The sequence below is a fragment of the Algoriphagus confluentis genome, from assembly GCF_036245625.1.
Taxonomy (GTDB): domain Bacteria; phylum Bacteroidota; class Bacteroidia; order Cytophagales; family Cyclobacteriaceae; genus Algoriphagus; species Algoriphagus confluentis.
On sequence record NZ_BTPD01000001.1, the window covers coordinates 30,488 to 49,030 of the forward strand.

The window sequence follows — 18,543 nt, forward strand, 5'->3', positions numbered from 1 at the left end:
TTTTCCCCTTACTCCAATACCATTTCCATCATGACACAAGTCAAATCTGACGCATTAGTATTTTACGGAGCTACGGGAGACCTGGCCTTCAAAAAGATTTTTCCCGCCTTGAATCAAATGGTGATTCGGGGCAATCTGAACGTCCCCATCATCGGAGTGGCAAGAGGTGATTATGATTTGGAAAAACTCAGAGAACGGGCCAAGGAAAGCATTCAGAAACACGGGAAGTTCTCAGAGGAGACTTTCCGCAAGTTTTGTGAAAAGCTGCAGTTTGTGGGAGGCGATTACACGGATACAGAAACTTTTCGGAGAATTCGGTCTGCCTTGGGAGATGCAAAAAACCCCACACACTACCTGGCTATTCCTCCGGTTCTTTTTCCCAAGATTATCGAACAGCTTTCTGTCACCGGCTGCGCCAAAGGTGCCCGGGTGATCGTGGAAAAACCATTTGGAACAGACCTCAAATCTGCCAAAGAGCTGAATTCTATCCTCTTATCTAAATTTGAAGAAAAGTCAATTTATAGAATTGACCATTATTTAGGCAAACGTCCGGTCAACAACATCGTATTTTTCCGATTTGTGAATTCCCTTTTGGAACCTGTTTGGAATCGAGACCACATCGAATCCATGCAGATTACCATGGCGGAGGATTTTGGAATCCAAAGCCGGGGAGCCTTTTATGACAATACAGGGGCCATCCGAGATGTGGTACAAAATCACCTATTTCAGATTCTTTGCAATTTGACCATGGAGCCACCAAAGGCACTAGACAGCGAGTCAATTCGGGATGAAAAAGTCAATGTGCTCAAAGCTATAGCGCCTTTCAGAGCGGAAGATGTGGTCAAAGGACAATATGAAGGCTACTTGCAGGAAAATAAAGTCGACCCCAATTCCAAAACAGAGACCTTTGCCGCTATTCGGCTTCATATTGATTCTCCTCGGTGGAAAGGCGTTCCTTTCTTTATCCGTGCCGGGAAAAATCTGCCGGTAACCTGCACCGAAATCCTAGTAAGATTCAAGCATTTGCCTTCAGCCTATTCATCAATTGCCACCCAACCCAATCATATTCGGTTTAGAATAAGTCCGGATGTCTCCGTGGGATTTGGCATGCTGATTATGGCTCCAGAAGAAGATATGGCTTCGGTGTTAAGCGAGGTTCAGGGTAATCCCACTCCATTTCCCTACGAAAAAGAAGCATATGAAAGGGTCCTGACCGATGCCATGGCGGGTGATCCTACGCATTTTGCCCGACAGGATTATGTGGAAGAAGCTTGGAAAATAGTGGATGATTACCTGGCAGAAGATCATCCTGTATATGCCTACGCCCCAAAATCCTGGGGACCCGATATCACTGATGAGCACATCCTTCCTCCCGGAGGCTGGAAAAATCCAGTCGTTTCAAAAAAGTAACTTATGCAAATCAACGTTTATTCTTCAGCTGAAGAAGTCGCGCAAAAAGCCGCTCAATGGATCTCTTCATTGGCAAAAAGTAAAATTGAAAGTAAGGGTTCTTTCACCTTTGCAATCAGCGGAGGAAGAACTCCTTGGGAGATGCTAGCCAAGCTGGCCAAAGAAAATTTGCCATGGGAGAAAATCTTCCTCTTCCAAGTGGATGAGCGGATCGCTCCGGAAGGTCATTCCGACCGGAATCTTACCCAACTTTTTCAGGTACTACAAGGTACCCGCCTGATGACCCGATTGAATATTTTTCCCATGCACGTCATCTCCGAAAACCTCGAAAATGCCTGTGAAGAATATTCGGGGCATATCGAAAAAAACACCGGAACAGGCAAGCTCGACCTTATTCACCTGGGAATGGGCGCAGATGGACATACCGCTTCATTAATTCCGGGAGACAAAGTCTGCAAAGTGGAAAATCAAATGATAGCACTTACTGACCAGCCTTATCAAGGAAGACAAAGAATGACCATGACCTTCCCCCTGATCAATCAGGCAGAAAACATCCTTTGGCTGATCACTGGTGATGAAAAAAAGGAAATGCTGGTAAGGATGCTGGATAAAGACCTCGAAATTCCAGCTGGCAAAATCAGTCAAGATCATGCAGTTCTGATGACTGATTTGCTTTAAAACTTGATCAGCCTTCCCTTTGACTGGAAGGCTTTTTTTTGAAAAGCATCTTTGGCTATCTTTCAAAAAATTGCCCAAAATGCTCTACCTCTTCCACAAAGCACATTCTCTTCCTCAAAAAATCGCCATTATCGACTCAGAAGGGAGCCATTCCTACCAAAAACTCAATACTGATTCTGATCAAATTGCCTCTTTCCTACTTCAGGGAAATCCGGATTTGAATGAGAAGCGAGTGGCATTTATGGTCAATCCGGGCTTTGATTACGTGAAAATTCAATGGGCGGTCTGGAAAGCCGGAGGAATCGCCGTTCCCCTTTGTATCACCTACCCACTCCCCTCTTTGAGCTATGTAATCGAAGATACCCAAGCTGAACTAATTATCTCTGGACCAGAATATATCGAAGTTCTTCAGGATTACGCAGAGGAAAAGGGAATTCGTTTTTTGACACTTTCTGATTTGGGGTCCTCGGTTTCCAGCCTTTCTCTTCCGAAAATAGAAAGTAGCCGTGGAGCCATGATTCTTTACACATCAGGGACTACTAGCCTTCCCAAAGGGGTTTTGACCACTCACGCTAATATCGAATCTCAGATTTCTACACTTATTGAAGCTTGGCAATGGACAGAAAAGGACCACACAATTTGCCTTCTCCCATTGCACCACGTGCACGGGATTATCAATGTGGTTTCCTGCGCCCTTTGGGCTGGGGCTACGGTGGAATTCCTTCATCCATTTGATGCCAAGCAGGTTTTTGGAAAATTTCGGGAAGGAAAGATCAATGTCTTCATGGCTGTTCCGACGATCTATTTCAAGCTCGTCTCTGAATTTGAATCAAGTTCAGAAAAGGAAAAAGAAGCGTTATTTGATTGCATGAAGCAATTCCGATTGATGGTGTCTGGTTCGGCAGCCTTACCGGTCTCTGTCATGGAAAAATGGAAAGAAATCTCCGGACACTACCTTTTAGAACGCTATGGAATGACCGAAATCGGCATGGCCATCAGCAATCCCTACGAAGGCCCAAGAAAAGCCGGCTACATTGGCAAACCACTTCCCCGAGTAGAGACTAGGTTGGTCGATGAGGAAAATAAACCGGTGGAAATTGGTCAACCCGGAGAAATTCAGATCAAAGGCCCCTCTGTTTTCAAAGAATACTGGGGAAAACCTGAAGCCACTGCCAAAGCTTTCACCCAAGATGGCTGGTTTAAAACCGGAGATATCGCAGTGGTAGAAGAGGGTTATTATCGCATTTTGGGAAGGGATTCCGTGGATATTATCAAATCCGGAGGATACAAGATTTCAGCTTTAGAAATTGAAGAAGTTCTTAGAAAACACCCTGCTATAAAAGACTGTGGAGTAGTAGGTATTCCTGACGAGGAATGGGGGGAATTGGTGTATGCGGCTTTGGTAGCTCTAGAACCCATTGATTTTAAAGCACTCAACCAATGGATGAGGGAAAAAATGCCCGCCTACAAAACTCCAAGGAACTACATCCAAATGGACGATTTGCCCAGAAATGCCATGGGAAAAGTGGTCAAAAACGAATTGAAGAAACTTTTTAACCCGGAGTCAAAATGATCAAAGGACTTGCTATTCTTTCCTTTTCCTTCCTTCTGGGTATGTGGTCAGGAGAATTACTTGGCTCTTGGTTGGGAATCAATGCCAATGTGGGCGGGGTGGGATTTGCCATGATTTTCCTTCTTTTGATCAAGGAATATTTCAACAAAAAAGGCTGTTGGAAAGCCGATTTGGAATTTGGGATTGAATTTTGGAACAAATTATACATCCCTGTAGTCATCGCCATGGCGGCAAGTTTGAATGTTAAATCCGCACTTTCCTCAGGAACCCTTGCAATTCTTGCCGGAATTATCCCTGTTTTCATTGCCTTTTGGGTATTCAAAATCCTGATCAAGAACCTTCCGTCCTCCCATGAATGAGCTGACGCAGGTTTTAGACAAAAACGGATTGATTGTCGCCTTTCTGTTGGTAGGGCTGCTGACTTGGATAACCGACATTTTCTCCAAAAAAGTACTGAAATCCCGAATTCCTGGATCCGCCCTCGCCATTTTTTTAGCCCTGTTTTTCGGCTATTTAGGAGGTGTTTTTGCTGATGGAGAAAAAGGACTGGCTGATATCGCTTTATTCAAAGGGCTTTCTGTTTTGGGTGGATCGATGTTTAGGGACTTTGCCATTGTGGCTACAGCGATTGGAGCCAGTTTTCTTCTAATCCGAAAAAGTGGACTCCTCGGACTAATTTCCTTGATTTTAGGAATAGCTGTGTTTTTCATTTCTGGAGTTGCTTTAGCATGGGTGATGGGCTATCGAGATGCGGTAAGCCTTTGCACCATTGGGGCAGGAGCATGTACGTACATTGTAGGCCCCGTTACCGGCGGGGCTTTGGGAGCAAGTTCTGAGGTAATTGCACTCAGCATCGGTACAGGCGTGGTCAAAACCATTGCTGTGACCATTTTCACTCCGGTTTTCGCAAAAAAAATCGGATTGGGAAGCCCGGGTTCAGCCATGGCTTTTGGAGGCATCATGGGTACCTCCAGCGGGGTAGCTGCAGGATTGGCGGCCACAGACCCAAAATTGGTGCCTTATGGAGCAGTGATTGCCACCTTTTACACAGGTTTGGGATGTCTGGTTTGTCCCTCCTTGTTCTATTTGGTCCTTCGAATCCTTTTTGAATAAAAAGACTTTATTCTAGCATCTCAATAATAAGAAGCGAGAATTCCTATCCTATTTGGTTTTAATTGGGAAATCTCCAGTCAAATCGCGAAATTTTGTAAGATTCGAGTCCCAGAATAAAGGCGATCTACTCCTTTTCTTCATATGAAAATTCGATGAAAAAAAATATCCAATCAAAACAAACAAACAAGGGATTTACCCTCCGAGGACTCGAAAATACCCGCATTGAATCCCTAAGTGACGGCGTATTTGCCATTGCCATTGGCTTACTTTTGCTTTCCAGCAGTCCTCCGGAAACCTATGCCGAGTTGAGAGTTTTTATCCGGGATTTTATCCCTTTCGCAGGTACTATTTCTATTTTGATGGCTATCTGGTATCAGCATTATTTGTTTTTCATCCGCTTTGGGCTCAGGGATGCAGGTACGACCGCCATCAATACCACTCTGCTTTTCCTGGTTCTTTTTTACACCTATCCCTTGAAATTTTTGTTCCAGGTATTGATTCAGATCTATCGAGCTTTATTAACAGGGAATCAAGCTGAAATGAATGAAATTTTTACAGAAAAGTTGCCTCTGAATGATGCTCCAGAGCTGATGGTAATCTATGGCATGGGAGCCTCTGCGATCTTTTTAATTTTTGTCTGGCTCAATTTTCGAGCCTTGGGAAAGCGCGAAGTATTGGATTTAAGTCCCAATGAAGTAATCCTCACCCAAAACAGCATCCGTCTCAACTTGGTCGCTGGAGTTATCCCTTTGCTTTCAGCCCTTTTTGCTTTTCTGGAGTTGGGAGGCGGGTATACTTTTATGATTTCTGGGTTTATGTATATGCTCTACCCGATTTTAATGCCATTGATGGGGTATTATGGAGCGAAAAAGCTTGAAAAATTGGATTCATGACTTTTTTCTTTGTCAACCAATTGAACCGGGAGTCTGCAAATTGCTGTTTTACCCTTATGAAAACTCAACCCTCTCCATGGAAATCCTGATCAAAAACATGGTCTGTCCCCGCTGCATCGAGGCAGTGGAAGATATTTTTACTGGAGAAAAATTGGTGGCCAAAGTGGAATTGGGAAAAGTGACACTTCCTCAAGGTATCTCTGACTACGAAAAGGAAAAACTGGCGCAACTCCTTCAGAATCGAGGTTTTGAGCTTTTGGAACCTGGAAAGTCAGCCCTGATCTCTCAGATCAAAACCCTAATTGTGGACTTGGTACATCACAGGGGCGAAGGGATTCATGAAAACCTTTCCTCCTACTTGTCTGAAAAGCTAAATCACGAATACACCGGACTGAGCAAGTTGTTTTCTTCCGTGGAAGGAATCACTATTGAGCGCTTTTTCACCCTGCAAAAGATCGAGAAAGTGAAGGAATACCTCTTCTACGACGAACTCAGCCTCTCCGAAATCGCCTTCCAGATGGGCTATAGCTCCGTTGCTTATCTCAGTGCTCAGTTCAAAAAAGAAACCGGCATGACACCGAGCGAATTCAAGAAGAATGGGCAAGTGAAAAGGAAAAGTTTGGATGGGATTTAAGTTTTCTCACCCCAAAATCTTATAAATCTCTCCCAAAATCCTGTAAGTCCTTTCTGCACCAACTTTGGCAAATTTGTATCATCAATCCTTTGGCGTGGAAACTACAAGCCCAAATACGACACAAGCGAACGGAAAACTCCACAAGAAAACCTTTCCTGTAACAGGCATGACCTGTGCGGCCTGTGCTTCCAGCGTGGAGACCATCCTGCAGTACACCGATGGGGTAAAATCCGCCGCAGTCAACTTTGCTACCAATACAGTTCAGGTCGAGTACGACGAATCGACCTCACCAGAAAAGCTAAATGAAGCCCTGACCGATATCGGATACGGATTGGTTATCGGTTCCAAAGACATACAAGAAACCGTTCAAGAAGAGCAGGAAAAGAAATACCAATCCGTCAAAAAGCAAACTATGGGAGCAGCTTTGCTGACCTTGCCAGTCTTTGTTTTGGGGATGTTCTTCATGGATTGGGTCCCCGGTCGATGGATCAGCATGATTCTATCGATTCCTGTATTGTTCTTTTTTGGCAAAAACTTCTATCTCAACGCCTGGAAGCAAGCCCGACACGGCAAAGCCAATATGGACACACTTGTCGCGCTGAGTACCGGGATCGCTTTTATTTTCTCAGTTTTCAATACGCTCTTTCCTGAGTTTTGGTATCAGCGGGGCATCCATCCCCATGTGTATTTCGAGGCGGCTACGGTGATTATTGTCTTTATTTCCTTCGGAAAAATGCTCGAGGAAAAAGCCATATCCCAAACCGGAACAGCCTTAAAGAAGCTGATTGGCCTCCAACCCAAGACCTTGACCCGAATCCAAAATGGTAAAACTCAGGAGATCAAAATCGAGGAAGTAAAGGTTGGAGACCGAATTCTGATCAAGCCGGGAGAAAAGATTCCTGTGGATGGAAAAGTCTTGGAAGGAAGTTCCTATCTGGACGAAAGCATGATCAGCGGAGAGCCCGTTCCGGTTGAAAAGAAAACCGGAGACTCGGTCTTCGCCGGTACCATCAATCAAAAAGGAAGTTTGGAGATCGAAGCGGAAAAAGTGGGTGCTTCTACCCTGCTTTCCCAAATTGTCCAACGGGTGCAAGAAGCGCAAGGCAGCAAGGCTCCCGTCCAGAAACTGGTGGATAAAATCGCCGGAATCTTTGTCCCTGTAGTGATCGGAATCGCTATGCTGACTTTTGGGATTTGGATGATTTGGGGAGATGAAAATGCCGTTTCACATGCGTTATTGGCAGCTGTTTCCGTTTTGGTCATCGCCTGTCCTTGTGCCTTGGGTTTGGCTACACCGACAGCAATTATGGTTGGCGTTGGCAAAGGAGCAGAGAATAATATCCTGATTCGCGATGCGGAAAGCCTGGAATTAGGCCACAAAGTCAATGCGATTATTCTGGATAAGACAGGGACTATTACAGAAGGTAAGCCCACAGTGGGCAGTTTAAAGTGGGCAGATGGCAGTGGACAGTTGGCAGTAGGCAGTCATTACGAAGTAAGTAGTAAGCAGTCAATAGTAAGTAGTGGATCGGCAAATCATTTACCACTTACCACTCACTATTTACAGATTTTATACACCTTGGAATCCAAATCTGAGCATCCCTTGGCCGAGGCAGTGGTCAGGCATCTGAAAGAAGAAAATGTGGAAGCCACCAGTTTGGACCATTTCGAAAGCATCACGGCACGAGGTGTCAAAGGATGCAAAGACGGAAAATCCTTTTTCGCAGGAAATCTCAAACTCCTTCAGGAAAATGGAATTTCTATACCTGTAAATCTGGAAGAAACTTCCAATAACTGGAGTTCACAGGCCCAAACGGTAATTTGGTTTGCAGATCAGGAAAATGCTTTGGCCATTTTAGGTATTCAGGATCAGCTTAAACCAAGTTCAAAGTCAGCCATTTCCAAGCTCCAAAAGTCAGGAGTGGAAGTATACATGCTTACTGGTGACAATCAGCAAACAGCAGCGGCCGTAGCCAAGGAAGTAGGAATCTCCGATTTTCGGGCCGAAGTGATGCCTTCTGATAAATCAGAATTTGTCAAGCGACTTCAGGAGCAAGGAAAAGTAGTCGCAATGGTCGGTGATGGAATTAACGATTCAGAAGCTTTGGCACAAGCAGATGTCAGCATTGCTATGGGACATGGATCGGACATCGCCATGGATGTGGCCAAGATTACGCTGATTACTTCCGATTTGGAGAAGATTCCCCAAGCATTTCACCTTTCACATCTGACTGTGAATGGCATCAAGCAAAACCTGTTTTGGGCCTTCATTTACAACCTGATAGGAATTCCGATTGCTGCCGGAGTCTTGTATCCAATTAACGGATTTCTTTTGGATCCTATGATCGCCGGTGGGGCAATGGCATTTTCCTCAGTTTCGGTCGTACTGAACAGTTTAAGATTGAAAAACTCGAAAATTTGATTTGAATTTACGATTTCAGCATTACGATTTACGACGCTCAAAAGGACTCCAAACCTCCATTCAAAACCAAATACCCCTTTATCTCCTTATCCCCTTTCTCTTTATCATAAACTTTAAAAACTATCTTTAAACGATGAAAGTCCTTAAATTCAAAACCAACATTCAATGCAGTAACTGCTTGGCAAAAGTCACTCCCAAACTCAACGAGCAATCTGACATCCAATCTTGGGAGGTGGATTTAATGGATCCTGAAAGAACACTAACAGTAAAAACAGAAAACCTCGAGCCGGAAGACATCAAAAAGGCGGTGTTGAAAGCGGGATTTATCGCCAATTTGAAATAAAGACTTCAGAAGCAAGACTTTAGACACAAGACCTACAGTTTCCATGTCTTTATTCTTGTATCTCTTGTCATGCGTCTATATTTGAACTAACCCAATTAAATTCCGTACTTTTGAATCGATGAAAGCATCCGTTTCCATATTAATGGCCCTTCTGGTTTTCTTTGCTTCCGTAGGGATGGCAAAGACGACCCATTTTTGCATGGGCATGGAGATGAAATCTGAGCTGGGTTTTGGGGAAAAACATGTAGACTGTGGGATGAACATGCCCATGGATCACAGTGAAAATGATACTGACAATCAGCACGATCCTAATTCCTGCTGTGAAAATGTCACCACCCAACTTCAGGTAGATGATGAAGTCTCTCTGAAAAAGGCAGAAATCCAATTCAATTTGACTTTCGCCGTGGCACTTATCCAAGTCTTTGTTTTTAGCTTGGATCTGACTACTGCCGAAAACACCCCTCTACCCGATTATTTACCTCCCCCGATTGAGCAGGACCTTCAAGTGCTGTATCAATCCTTCTTGATCTAAATCCAGGGTTGCAGGTTTTCCCTGCATGAATCCATTTGAGCTAATTCGTTTTGGCTCAGTGATTTGTATTTAATCCCCTTGATTTATGCTCAATAGAATTATCAAATATTTCTTAGAAAATAAGCTGGTCACAGTCCTGTTTCTCCTTCTGATTATCGGCTGGGGGATCGTTACTGCTCCTTTCAATTGGAATGTAAAATTCCTACCAAGAGATCCCGTCCCTGTAGATGCTATTCCCGATATCGGAGAAAACCAGCAAATCGTCTTCACCGAATGGATGGGGCGCTCGCCTCAGGATGTCGAAGACCAGATCACCTATCCGCTCACCACTTCCCTGTTGGGTCTTCCCGGGGTAAAAAGTGTCCGATCCAGCTCCGCTTTCGGCTTTTCCAGCATCTATATCATCTTCGACGAAAGCACCGAGTTTTATTGGAGCCGATCCCGGGTCTTGGAAAAACTCAACTCACTTCCTGCAGGACTTTTGCCTGAAGGTGTACAACCCAAACTGGGACCGGATGCCACTGCCCTCGGACAAGTCTTTTGGTACACGCTGGAAGGTCGGGACGAAAATGGCAATCCAGCCGGAGGCTGGGATATACACGAGCTCAGGACCATCCAAGACTACTATGTTCGCTATGCCTTGACGGCAGTAGAAGGCGTGGCGGAAGTAGCTTCGGTGGGGGGATATGTGAAGGAATACCAAGTAGATGTGGACCCTGCGGCTCTGAAAGCTAATGGAGTAAGCCTGATGGATGTGATGGAGGCGGTCCGCAAATCCAATTTGGATGTCTCAGCCAACACCATCGAAGTCAACCGGGTGGACTACTTTATCCGCGGCTTAGGATATGTGGAAGAGCTTGCGGATCTGGACAAAGCTGTAGTCAAAGTCACCAACAATGTTCCCATCCGAATCCAGGACGTAGCCCGTGTCAATATCGGCCCTCAGCCAAGAAATATGGGAGGAATATTGGATAAAGCCGGAGCAGAAGCCGTGGGCGGTGTTGTCATCGCAAGATATGGGGAAAATCCTTTGGCTGTAATTGAAGGCGTAAAAGCTGAAATCGAAAAGCTTTCCCAAGGACTTCCAACCAAAACTCTTGCAGATGGTACCGTTTCCAAAGTCACTTTGGTGCCTTTTTACGACCGCACGGGCTTGATTTACGAAACATTGGGAACCCTGTACGAAGCCATCAATCTTCAGATCCTAGTGACCATCTTGGTGATTATCGTAATGGTGTACAACCTTCGGGCCTCCATCCTGATCTCTGCTTTGCTTCCCTTAGCTGTGCTGATGTGTTTCATTTTCATGAAATACTTCGGAGTCGATGCCAATATCGTTGCCCTTTCGGGAATCGCAATTGCCATTGGGACCATGGTGGATTTGGGGATCATTTTAAATGAAAACATCCTTAGACATTTGGAAATGGCTCCCAAGGGCCAATCCAAACTCAAAACCGTATATCTTGCCTCAACAGAAGTCTCAGGGGCAATCCTGACTGCAGTCAGTACGACCATCATCAGTTTTTTGCCGGTATTCACGCTTCAAGCAGCGGAAGGAAAGCTCTTTGGCCCTTTAGCCTATACCAAGACTTTCGCACTGGTTTCTGCGGTGATATTTACCCTACTGATCATGCCTGCCTTTTCTCATTGGATTTTTTCATTCAATAAAATCAAAGGAAAAATGGGCAGATTAGTCCCTGTGGGACTTTTAATCCTGGGACCGGTCATCGCCTTTACAGTATGGTCTTGGGCAGGTTGGTTTCTTTTTGCTTTTGCCCTCATTCAAGTTTTGGCTGACCAGTTTCCGGAAAAAATCGCACCCCGAAAGAATGTAGCTGTTATCGGAATTACCCTCCTTTTCATTACCTGGCTGCTGACGGGACTCTGGATGCCTTTGGGGGTTGCTGTCAGCAAAGTGGTCAATTTTGGATTTATCGCCTTACTATTGGCCTTGGTTTTAGGAGGATTTGCTGGATTTATCCGGATTTACCCCCGTATCCTTACTTGGTGTCTAAACAACAAAGGCAAGTTTATACTCTTTCCCATCGTGGTACTGCTGACAGGTGCCAGCGTTTGGTTGGGTTTCAATCGGGTCTTTGGAATCGTCCCGAAAACTTTTGATCTCATAGGCATCAACATCCGAAACACAGAGCTTTGGTCGGGTTTTAGCCATTCTTTCCCCGGATTGGGAAAAGAATTTATGCCGTCCCTGAACGAGGGCTCTTTTCTCCTAATGCCTACCACCATGCCCCATGCGGGAGTTCAGGAGAATCAAGAAGTATTGAAACAACTGGACATGTTGGTGACAGCCATTCCAGAGGTGGAAATCGTCGTAGGAAAGGCGGGACGGGCAGAAACGGCCATCGATCCCGCTCCGATCAACATGTTTGAGAATACCATCAATTACAAAAGCGAATATGCCACAGACATCAATGGAAATCGCCTTCGCTTTAAAGTGGTAGATGGAAAATATGAACTGAAAGACGGTTCCCTTTTTGACCCCGAAACCATGACCCCCAATCAAATCCGAGTTCAGGACTTGATCGAGGATGAGGATGGGGAGTATTTCCGACAGTGGAGAAATCAAATTCAATCCCCCGACGATATCTGGGAGGAGATCGTATCTGTGATTCAAATCCCCGGAGTAACTTCTTCCCCCAAGCTACAGCCAATTGAAACCCGTCTCGTCATGCTGCAAACCGGGATGCGAGCCCCAATGGGAATCAAGGTATATGGCCCTGATCTTCAAACTATTGAAAGCTTTGGCTTAGAGCTGGAAAAATATCTAAAAGAGGTTCCTTCCGTCAAAAAGGAAGCCGTTTTTGCAGATCGCATTGTAGGCAAACCCTACTTGGAATTGGACATCGATCGGGATCAAATCTCCAGATATGGGATGAATGTGGTCGATGTGCAGGAGTTTATCGAGACAGCTATAGGGGGAATGAAGCTCAGCACGACGGTTGAAGGCAGAGAGCGTTTTCCGATTCGAGTTCGCTATGCCCGGGAATTCCGGGACGACCCTTATGCCATAGAAAACCTGCAGATTCCTACCCCATTGGGCAATTATATTCCCTTGGGTCAAGTGGCTAAGGTCACCTATCGCCAGGGACCGGATATGATTCGCGGGGAAAACAGCTTCTTGGTGGGATATGTCCTTTTGGACAAAATGCCCGGATTCTCAGAAGTGACGGTGGTGGAGGATGCTCAAAACTACCTCAAGGAAAAGATTGACTCGGGAGAACTAAAGGTTCCAAATGGAGTTCGCTTTGCTTTTTCCGGTTCTTATGAAAATCAGGTTCGGGCAGAAAAGCGTCTCGGTATCGTAGTCCCCCTCTGCTTGATCCTGATCTTCCTGATTCTCTATTTCCAATTTCGCGCGGTATCCACCTCATTGTTTGTATTCATGGGCATTGGCATGGCCTTTTCCGGAGGATTTATCATGATTTGGCTGATTGGACAAGATTGGTTTATGGATTGGAATTTATTCGGGACCAACCTTCGTGATTTGTTCCAAATGAAAGTGTACAACCTCAGTGTGGCAGTATGGGTGGGATTTATCGCCCTTTTCGGAATTGCAACTGACGATGGGGTTGTAGTCGCTTCCTACTTAGATCAAAGCTTCAAGGAAAACCAACCTACAACAGTGAAACAGGTTAGAGAGGCAGTTTTAGAAGCCGGGAAAAGACGTGTGCTTCCTTGTATGATGACCACGGCCACTACTCTTTTGGCTTTGGTCCCTGTACTGACTTCTACAGGTAGGGGATCCGATATCATGATCCCGATGGCCATTCCCTCTGTGGGAGGAATGGTCCTGGAGATTACCACCGTATTCTTGGTGCCTACCTTGTATTGCTGGTGGGCAGAAAGAAAATTGAAAAACAATTCCGAGGTATTCACCGAGGATTCAAACGCATAAAGTCATGACAAGTAGAACCCTATACCATTTGGGATTTCGGATTTCGGATTTCAGATTTCAGATTGCTGACTTCCGATTTCTGGCTTTGGCTTTCCTCCTTTCCCTAAACTCATTTTCAGAAAAAGCAAAAGCCCAAACCCTGGATGAATACCTGATCCTTGCCGCGGAAAACAATCCCGGCCTAAAAGCATCCTATGCTCGATACGAAGCTGCTATGGAGCGAATCAACCAACCTGGACTACCTGATCCTGAACTGCGCGCCGGATTCTTCTTTCGCCCCATGGAGCGATTTATGGGTAATCAGCAGGCTGACCTGCAGCTGATGCAGATGTTTCCTTGGTTTGGCATGATCGGAACCCAAAGAGAAGAGGCTAATTATATGGCGCAAGCCCAATATCAGCTCTTTTTGGAAGAAAGGAATCAATTGCTTTTCCAGGTAAAATCCACATGGTATGAGTTGATCCGCCTGAACAATGAAATCCAAATTGCCAAAGAGAACCTTGTCTTTCTGGAGAAATACGAGCGATTAGCTTTGATCAAATTTCAGGCTGCAGGAGGGAATCCCAGCAGCATTTCCGGTAGTTCTTCCATGAATTCCACACCATCGCCCACCTCTACCTCCTCAGGAGCTACAGGCATGGGGAATATGGGCGGATCCGGAAATTCAACCATGAGTTCTCCTTCATCCTCTGCCAGTTCCATGGGAGGAAATTCTATGAATTCTTCAGGTTCTTCGATGCGGGATGTATTGCAAATCCGGATATCCATGCGGGAACTTGAAAATTCCATTTCACAATTGGAGGCCAATCTGGAGCCTCTGCAAATCAAGTTCAATCAATTGCTAAACCGGGAAATCCGAGCAGAAATCAATATCCCAAGTAGCTTTTCCCCAATCCAATTGGAAAAGGGAAAATTGGAGGTATTGGATAGCATTCGCAGCAACAACCCCATGCTGGCGATGTACGATGCAGAACTTTCTGCCTACGAACAGCAAGCCAAAATGGCCCGATTGGATGGGCGGCCCATGTTGGGGGCAGGGGTGAACTACATGCCATTTACCGCTCGACAAGAAAATGGAATGAGTATGGGAGGAAATGACATGGTCATGCCGATGGTGACCATGACCTTGCCGATTTACAGAAAAAAGGTCAACTCCCGAATCAAAGAGGCAGAACTGCTTCAGGAAGCAGCTTTGCTAGAAAAGCAGAAAACCGAAAACCTACTTGCCATGGAATGGGCCAATGCTTTTCGGGATTGGGAAGATGCGGAGCGAAAAATCAAGCTTTATTCCGAACAAACAGACTTAACTCAACAAAGCCTTAACTTATTGATTACCGACTATACCGCAAACGGTCAGGACTTTGAAGAAGTCCTGCGAACCCAGCAGCAGCTGCTGGATTATCAATTGAAGCAACTCAACGCGGCTAACCTTCAATACCAAAGCTTGGCAATGCTGGAAATGCTTTCGGCCAGTTCAATCCCGCTTAATTAAGAAATCCGATGAAAAATCTATTTGAAAATAAACTGGTGCTGATCCTTTCCATGCTGATTTTGGGAGGATTGATTGGCTGGATTCTGAAGCCCTCAGGATCTCGCCAAGAGGAAACACACGATCATAATGCTGAATCCGGTGCATCTACCCTATGGACCTGCTCCATGCATCCCCAGATCAAATTGGGTGAAGCCGGAGACTGCCCGATATGCGGAATGGATTTGATTCCTGCATCCCAAATGCCTTCAGGTTCAGGAAACCCCTTGGTCTATGAAATGACGCCTGAGGCTGTAGCTTTGGCTCAGATCCACACGACCAAAGTCGGTGGGGCCAATTCCTCCGGAGAGCTTTTCCTTACTGGAAAAATCCAAGCGGATGAGCGTGAAAATGCTTCTGTGACTGCCAAATTCCCGGGAAGAATAGAAAAACTCTTTGTCACCTTTACCGGTGAACAAGTCAAAGCCGGACAAAAATTGGCCACTTTGTATTCTCCGGAACTCCTTACCGCACAGAGAGAACTTCTGGAAGCCGCTAAGAGCAAGAGTAGTTTTCCAGAATTGTACCAAGCCGCCAGAGAAAAACTCCGGCTTTGGAAACTTACTGAAAATCAAATCCACGAGATCGAACAAGGTGGACAAGTCAAAGACCAAATCGATATATTGGCGGACCAAAGTGGCGTGGTGACGCAACGAAATATCTCTGTAGGAGACTATGTTTCCACTGGTCAGGTACTTTTCAACGTGGTGAATCTCAATTCACTTTGGGTTCTTTTGGATGCCTACGAATCGGACTTGAACTTCATTCAGCTGGGAAATGAGATCAACTTTACGGTTGCAGGATTGCCGGGGGAAACCTTCAAAGCTCGGGTTTCATTTGTTGACCCACTTCTCAATCCCGATACCCGGGCAGCTTCCGTTCGTGCTGAAATCAGCAATACAGGCCAAAAACTCAAGCCGGAAATGTTTGTCACCGCAAAAATCCAAACCAAAGCCGGAAAAGCAGCCTCAGAAATCAGTATTCCTCGCACGGCTGTACTTTGGTCAGGAAAACGTTCTGTTGTGTATGTAAAAGTACCTGCAGCCGAACGGCCTTCTTTTGAAATGCGGGAGGTAAGCTTGGGAGCGAGAATGGGGGAAAACTACCTGATCGAATCCGGCTTGCAAACCGGCGAGGAAATAGTAACCAACGGAGCTTTTGCCATAGATGCGGCAGCTCAGCTTTCGGGGCAGTTTAGCATGATGAATCGTCCGGAAATCAAATCTATGATAGTTTCAGAAGAATTCAGAAATCAAATCACTGCAGTGGCTGATTCTTACTTCCAAGTGAAAAATAAGCTTGTGGAAGACCAATTAAATGACGCCCAAAAAGCCTTATCTGATCTGGATCTAAGTCTTTCAAGAGTGAATATGACTTTAGTAAAAGACCAAGCCCATGACCGATGGATGGAAATCCTCCAAGGAATGAAAGATGCCAGAGCCAAAATGGGAACAGCCAAAGATATTGATGAAGCCAGAAAACACTTTTCCATGCTTTCTTACCATATTCTGGAAATGACCGAATCCTTTGGAATCAATAAAGAGGTAGTGTACAAAGATTACTGCCCGATGGCCTTTGGAGATCAGGGAGCGTATTGGCTTTCGGAGAAAAAAGACATTACTAACCCTTATTTCGGCGCTTCCATGCTTACCTGTGGAGAAGTCAAACAAACGTATGTAAAAGGCCAGCCGGTGATGAATCTATCTCAAAACACATCAAACTCAGCATCAGCGCATAATCATTAATTCAAATCAATTCAATAAATACCTATGAAAAAGTCCCTTTTATTTGCTTTCGCCCTCTCAGTTATTCTATTCTCCTGCGGTGGAAAAACAGAGGAAAACCACGAGGAACACACCATGGAACATGCCTCTGGAGATGCTTCTCCAGCTTCCACTAGCGCTGTGGTTAGTTCGGCTGCCTCTTCTCCAATCATTGATTCCTACCTCGCTGTGAAAGATGCATTGGTAAGTGATAATGCCTCAGAAGCCGCTTCCAAAAGCCAAGCCTTAGTATCGGCCCTAAAATCTTTTGATATTTCCAGCACTGATGCAGAGGATTTGGAAGAATTGGAAAGGCTGCAAGTGGAAGCCACCGCTTTTGCAGAAAAACTGGGTACTGAGGATATTGTGGCCCAAAGAGAAAGCTTTCAGGCTTTGAGTGTGACGCTGAAGGATTTCCTGAAAATCGCCGGAACCGACCGGACACTCTACCATCAGTATTGCCCCATGTATAAAAACAATACCGGCGGAATGTGGCTGAGCGCCAATGAAGACATCAAAAATCCTTTGTTTGGAAGTTCCATGTTGACCTGTGGTCGAGTGGAAGAAACAATTTCCATGAAATAAAAAATGAGGCGAATCCAAGATTTGGATTCGCCCTTTAATTTTACCCAATGAAACTCAAAATCACTCTCATTCTACCTTTTCTTTTGATTTTTGGCCTTGTAGCAATAGCTCAGGAGAAAGTGCTAGAACCCCTCAAAGTCTCCCAAATCCGCGGAATCAATGTCTTTGGCAAGCCGGTAGACAACCAAACCCGCTGTGTGCATTGGCATTCGGATTTGGATATCATAGCGATCAAATTCAAATGCTGTGACAAGTACTATCCTTGCTTTTCCTGTCATGAAGAAGAAGCAGATCACGAGCATAAAGTTTGGCCAAAGACTGAATTTGATCAAAAGGCTATTCTTTGCGGGGTTTGCGGAAACGAATTGGGAATCCAAGAATACATGAACTCGAATAATACCTGCCCGCATTGCCAGTCCAAGTTCAACCCGGGATGCAGCAAGCACTACCATTTGTATTTCGAAACAGAGCCCAAGCAGTAGGTAGTGGGCAATTTAAAATTCCGAAATTCAACTCCTCTGCCTCTTAATTATAACTTATCGATGAAAAGAATCTCTCTCCTTTTCTTGGGAACCATCCTTGCTTTTGCTTGTAGTAGCCCCAAGACAGAATCCACCTCAGAGGCTGAGATGGATCATAGCCAACATGAGGCACTAGCTGATACCACAAAGGCAAAACCAAAAAGCCCAATAACTTCCGCTATGGCGATGGTGGATGGAAATCATATTCACATCGACTATTCCTCTCCAAGTGTAAGAGGAAGACAAATCTTTGGAGGTTTGGTTGCTTTTGGGGAAGTATGGTCTACCGGTGCACATAAAGCGACTTCTATCCAATATGAAAAACCAGTTACCATCAATGGAACTCCTATTCCTGCCGGGAAATACGGATTTTTTACCATTCCTGGACAAACAGAATGGACTCTGATTCTCAATCAGGTTTGGGACATGCATTTGGCGGATGATTACGATGCAAGTAAAGACTTGGTCCGAATTCAGGTCAATCCGGAAACCTTGCCTGAAACTGTCGAATCCCTTACCTATTCCGTGGAAGAAACAAGCCCCGGAACGGCCAAAATCAGTGTAGCTTGGGACAAAACCAAAGTAAGTTTCGAGGCTATCAATCAATAATTTATTCTTCTATCACCCAGCCT

Annotated in this window: 16 protein-coding genes; all 16 read left to right on the forward strand. The window is 45.1% G+C overall.

Annotated elements, in window-relative coordinates:
- Window positions 1-30 precede the first annotated feature (30 nt).
- The 16 genes from zwf to AAA943_RS00220 all read left to right on the forward strand — a co-directional run bounded on the left by zwf (window position 31) and on the right by AAA943_RS00220 (window position 18,520).
- Window positions 31-1,410, forward strand: coding sequence for a glucose-6-phosphate dehydrogenase (gene zwf / locus AAA943_RS00145; RefSeq protein WP_338222192.1), 1,380 nt, complete (start codon window positions 31-33; stop codon window positions 1,408-1,410).
- A gap of 3 nt (window positions 1,411-1,413) precedes the next feature.
- A complete protein-coding gene (gene pgl / locus AAA943_RS00150; RefSeq protein ID WP_338222193.1) occupies window positions 1,414-2,088 on the forward strand; it encodes a 6-phosphogluconolactonase in 675 nt (224 codons plus the stop codon).
- Between the two features lie 79 nt (window positions 2,089-2,167).
- Window positions 2,168-3,661, forward strand: a complete 1,494-nt coding sequence (locus AAA943_RS00155; RefSeq protein ID WP_338222195.1) for an acyl-CoA synthetase — start codon at window positions 2,168-2,170, stop codon at window positions 3,659-3,661.
- On the forward strand, window positions 3,658-4,020 hold the full coding sequence (locus AAA943_RS00160) for a malonate transporter subunit MadL (protein WP_338222197.1): 363 nt from the start codon (window positions 3,658-3,660) through the stop codon (window positions 4,018-4,020). The genes AAA943_RS00155 and AAA943_RS00160 overlap by 4 nt, the downstream gene beginning before the upstream one ends.
- Complete coding sequence (gene madM, locus AAA943_RS00165; protein ID WP_338222198.1) at window positions 4,013-4,774, forward strand: malonate transporter subunit MadM; 762 nt, start codon at window positions 4,013-4,015, stop codon at window positions 4,772-4,774. Before AAA943_RS00160 ends, madM begins: the two co-directional genes overlap by 8 nt.
- 152 nt (window positions 4,775-4,926) lie before the next feature.
- Window positions 4,927-5,667: a TMEM175 family protein gene (locus tag AAA943_RS00170; protein WP_338222201.1), complete on the forward strand. Its 741-nt coding sequence runs from the start codon at window positions 4,927-4,929 to the stop codon at window positions 5,665-5,667.
- 76 nt (window positions 5,668-5,743) lie between these two features.
- Window positions 5,744-6,301 carry a helix-turn-helix domain-containing protein gene (locus AAA943_RS00175; RefSeq protein ID WP_338222203.1) on the forward strand — a complete coding sequence of 186 codons (558 nt, stop codon included), beginning with the start codon at window positions 5,744-5,746 and terminating at the stop codon, window positions 6,299-6,301.
- A 73-nt stretch (window positions 6,302-6,374) separates the two neighbouring features.
- Window positions 6,375-8,723 carry a heavy metal translocating P-type ATPase gene (locus AAA943_RS00180; protein WP_420915584.1) on the forward strand — a complete coding sequence of 783 codons (2,349 nt, stop codon included), beginning with the start codon at window positions 6,375-6,377 and terminating at the stop codon, window positions 8,721-8,723.
- Window positions 8,724-8,856: 133 nt separating this feature from the next.
- Window positions 8,857-9,066: a heavy-metal-associated domain-containing protein gene (locus AAA943_RS00185; protein WP_338222205.1), complete on the forward strand. Its 210-nt coding sequence runs from the start codon at window positions 8,857-8,859 to the stop codon at window positions 9,064-9,066.
- 118 nt (window positions 9,067-9,184) lie between these two features.
- Window positions 9,185-9,598: an HYC_CC_PP family protein gene (locus AAA943_RS00190; protein ID WP_338222207.1), complete on the forward strand. Its 414-nt coding sequence runs from the start codon at window positions 9,185-9,187 to the stop codon at window positions 9,596-9,598.
- Between the two features lie 85 nt (window positions 9,599-9,683).
- Window positions 9,684-13,514, forward strand: a complete 3,831-nt coding sequence (locus AAA943_RS00195) for an efflux RND transporter permease subunit (protein WP_338222208.1) — start codon at window positions 9,684-9,686, stop codon at window positions 13,512-13,514.
- A gap of 4 nt (window positions 13,515-13,518) precedes the next feature.
- Window positions 13,519-15,006, forward strand: a complete 1,488-nt coding sequence (locus AAA943_RS00200; RefSeq protein WP_338222209.1) for a TolC family protein — start codon at window positions 13,519-13,521, stop codon at window positions 15,004-15,006.
- 8 nt (window positions 15,007-15,014) lie between these two features.
- Window positions 15,015-16,787: an efflux RND transporter periplasmic adaptor subunit gene (locus tag AAA943_RS00205; protein WP_338222210.1), complete on the forward strand. Its 1,773-nt coding sequence runs from the start codon at window positions 15,015-15,017 to the stop codon at window positions 16,785-16,787.
- Between the two features lie 24 nt (window positions 16,788-16,811).
- Window positions 16,812-17,390, forward strand: coding sequence for a DUF3347 domain-containing protein (locus AAA943_RS00210; RefSeq protein ID WP_338222212.1), 579 nt, complete (start codon window positions 16,812-16,814; stop codon window positions 17,388-17,390).
- Between the two features lie 47 nt (window positions 17,391-17,437).
- Window positions 17,438-17,872, forward strand: a complete 435-nt coding sequence (locus tag AAA943_RS00215) for a CHY zinc finger protein (protein WP_338222213.1) — start codon at window positions 17,438-17,440, stop codon at window positions 17,870-17,872.
- A 60-nt stretch (window positions 17,873-17,932) separates the two neighbouring features.
- Window positions 17,933-18,520 carry a DUF2911 domain-containing protein gene (locus AAA943_RS00220; RefSeq protein ID WP_338222214.1) on the forward strand — a complete coding sequence of 196 codons (588 nt, stop codon included), beginning with the start codon at window positions 17,933-17,935 and terminating at the stop codon, window positions 18,518-18,520.
- Window positions 18,521-18,543 lie beyond the last annotated feature (23 nt).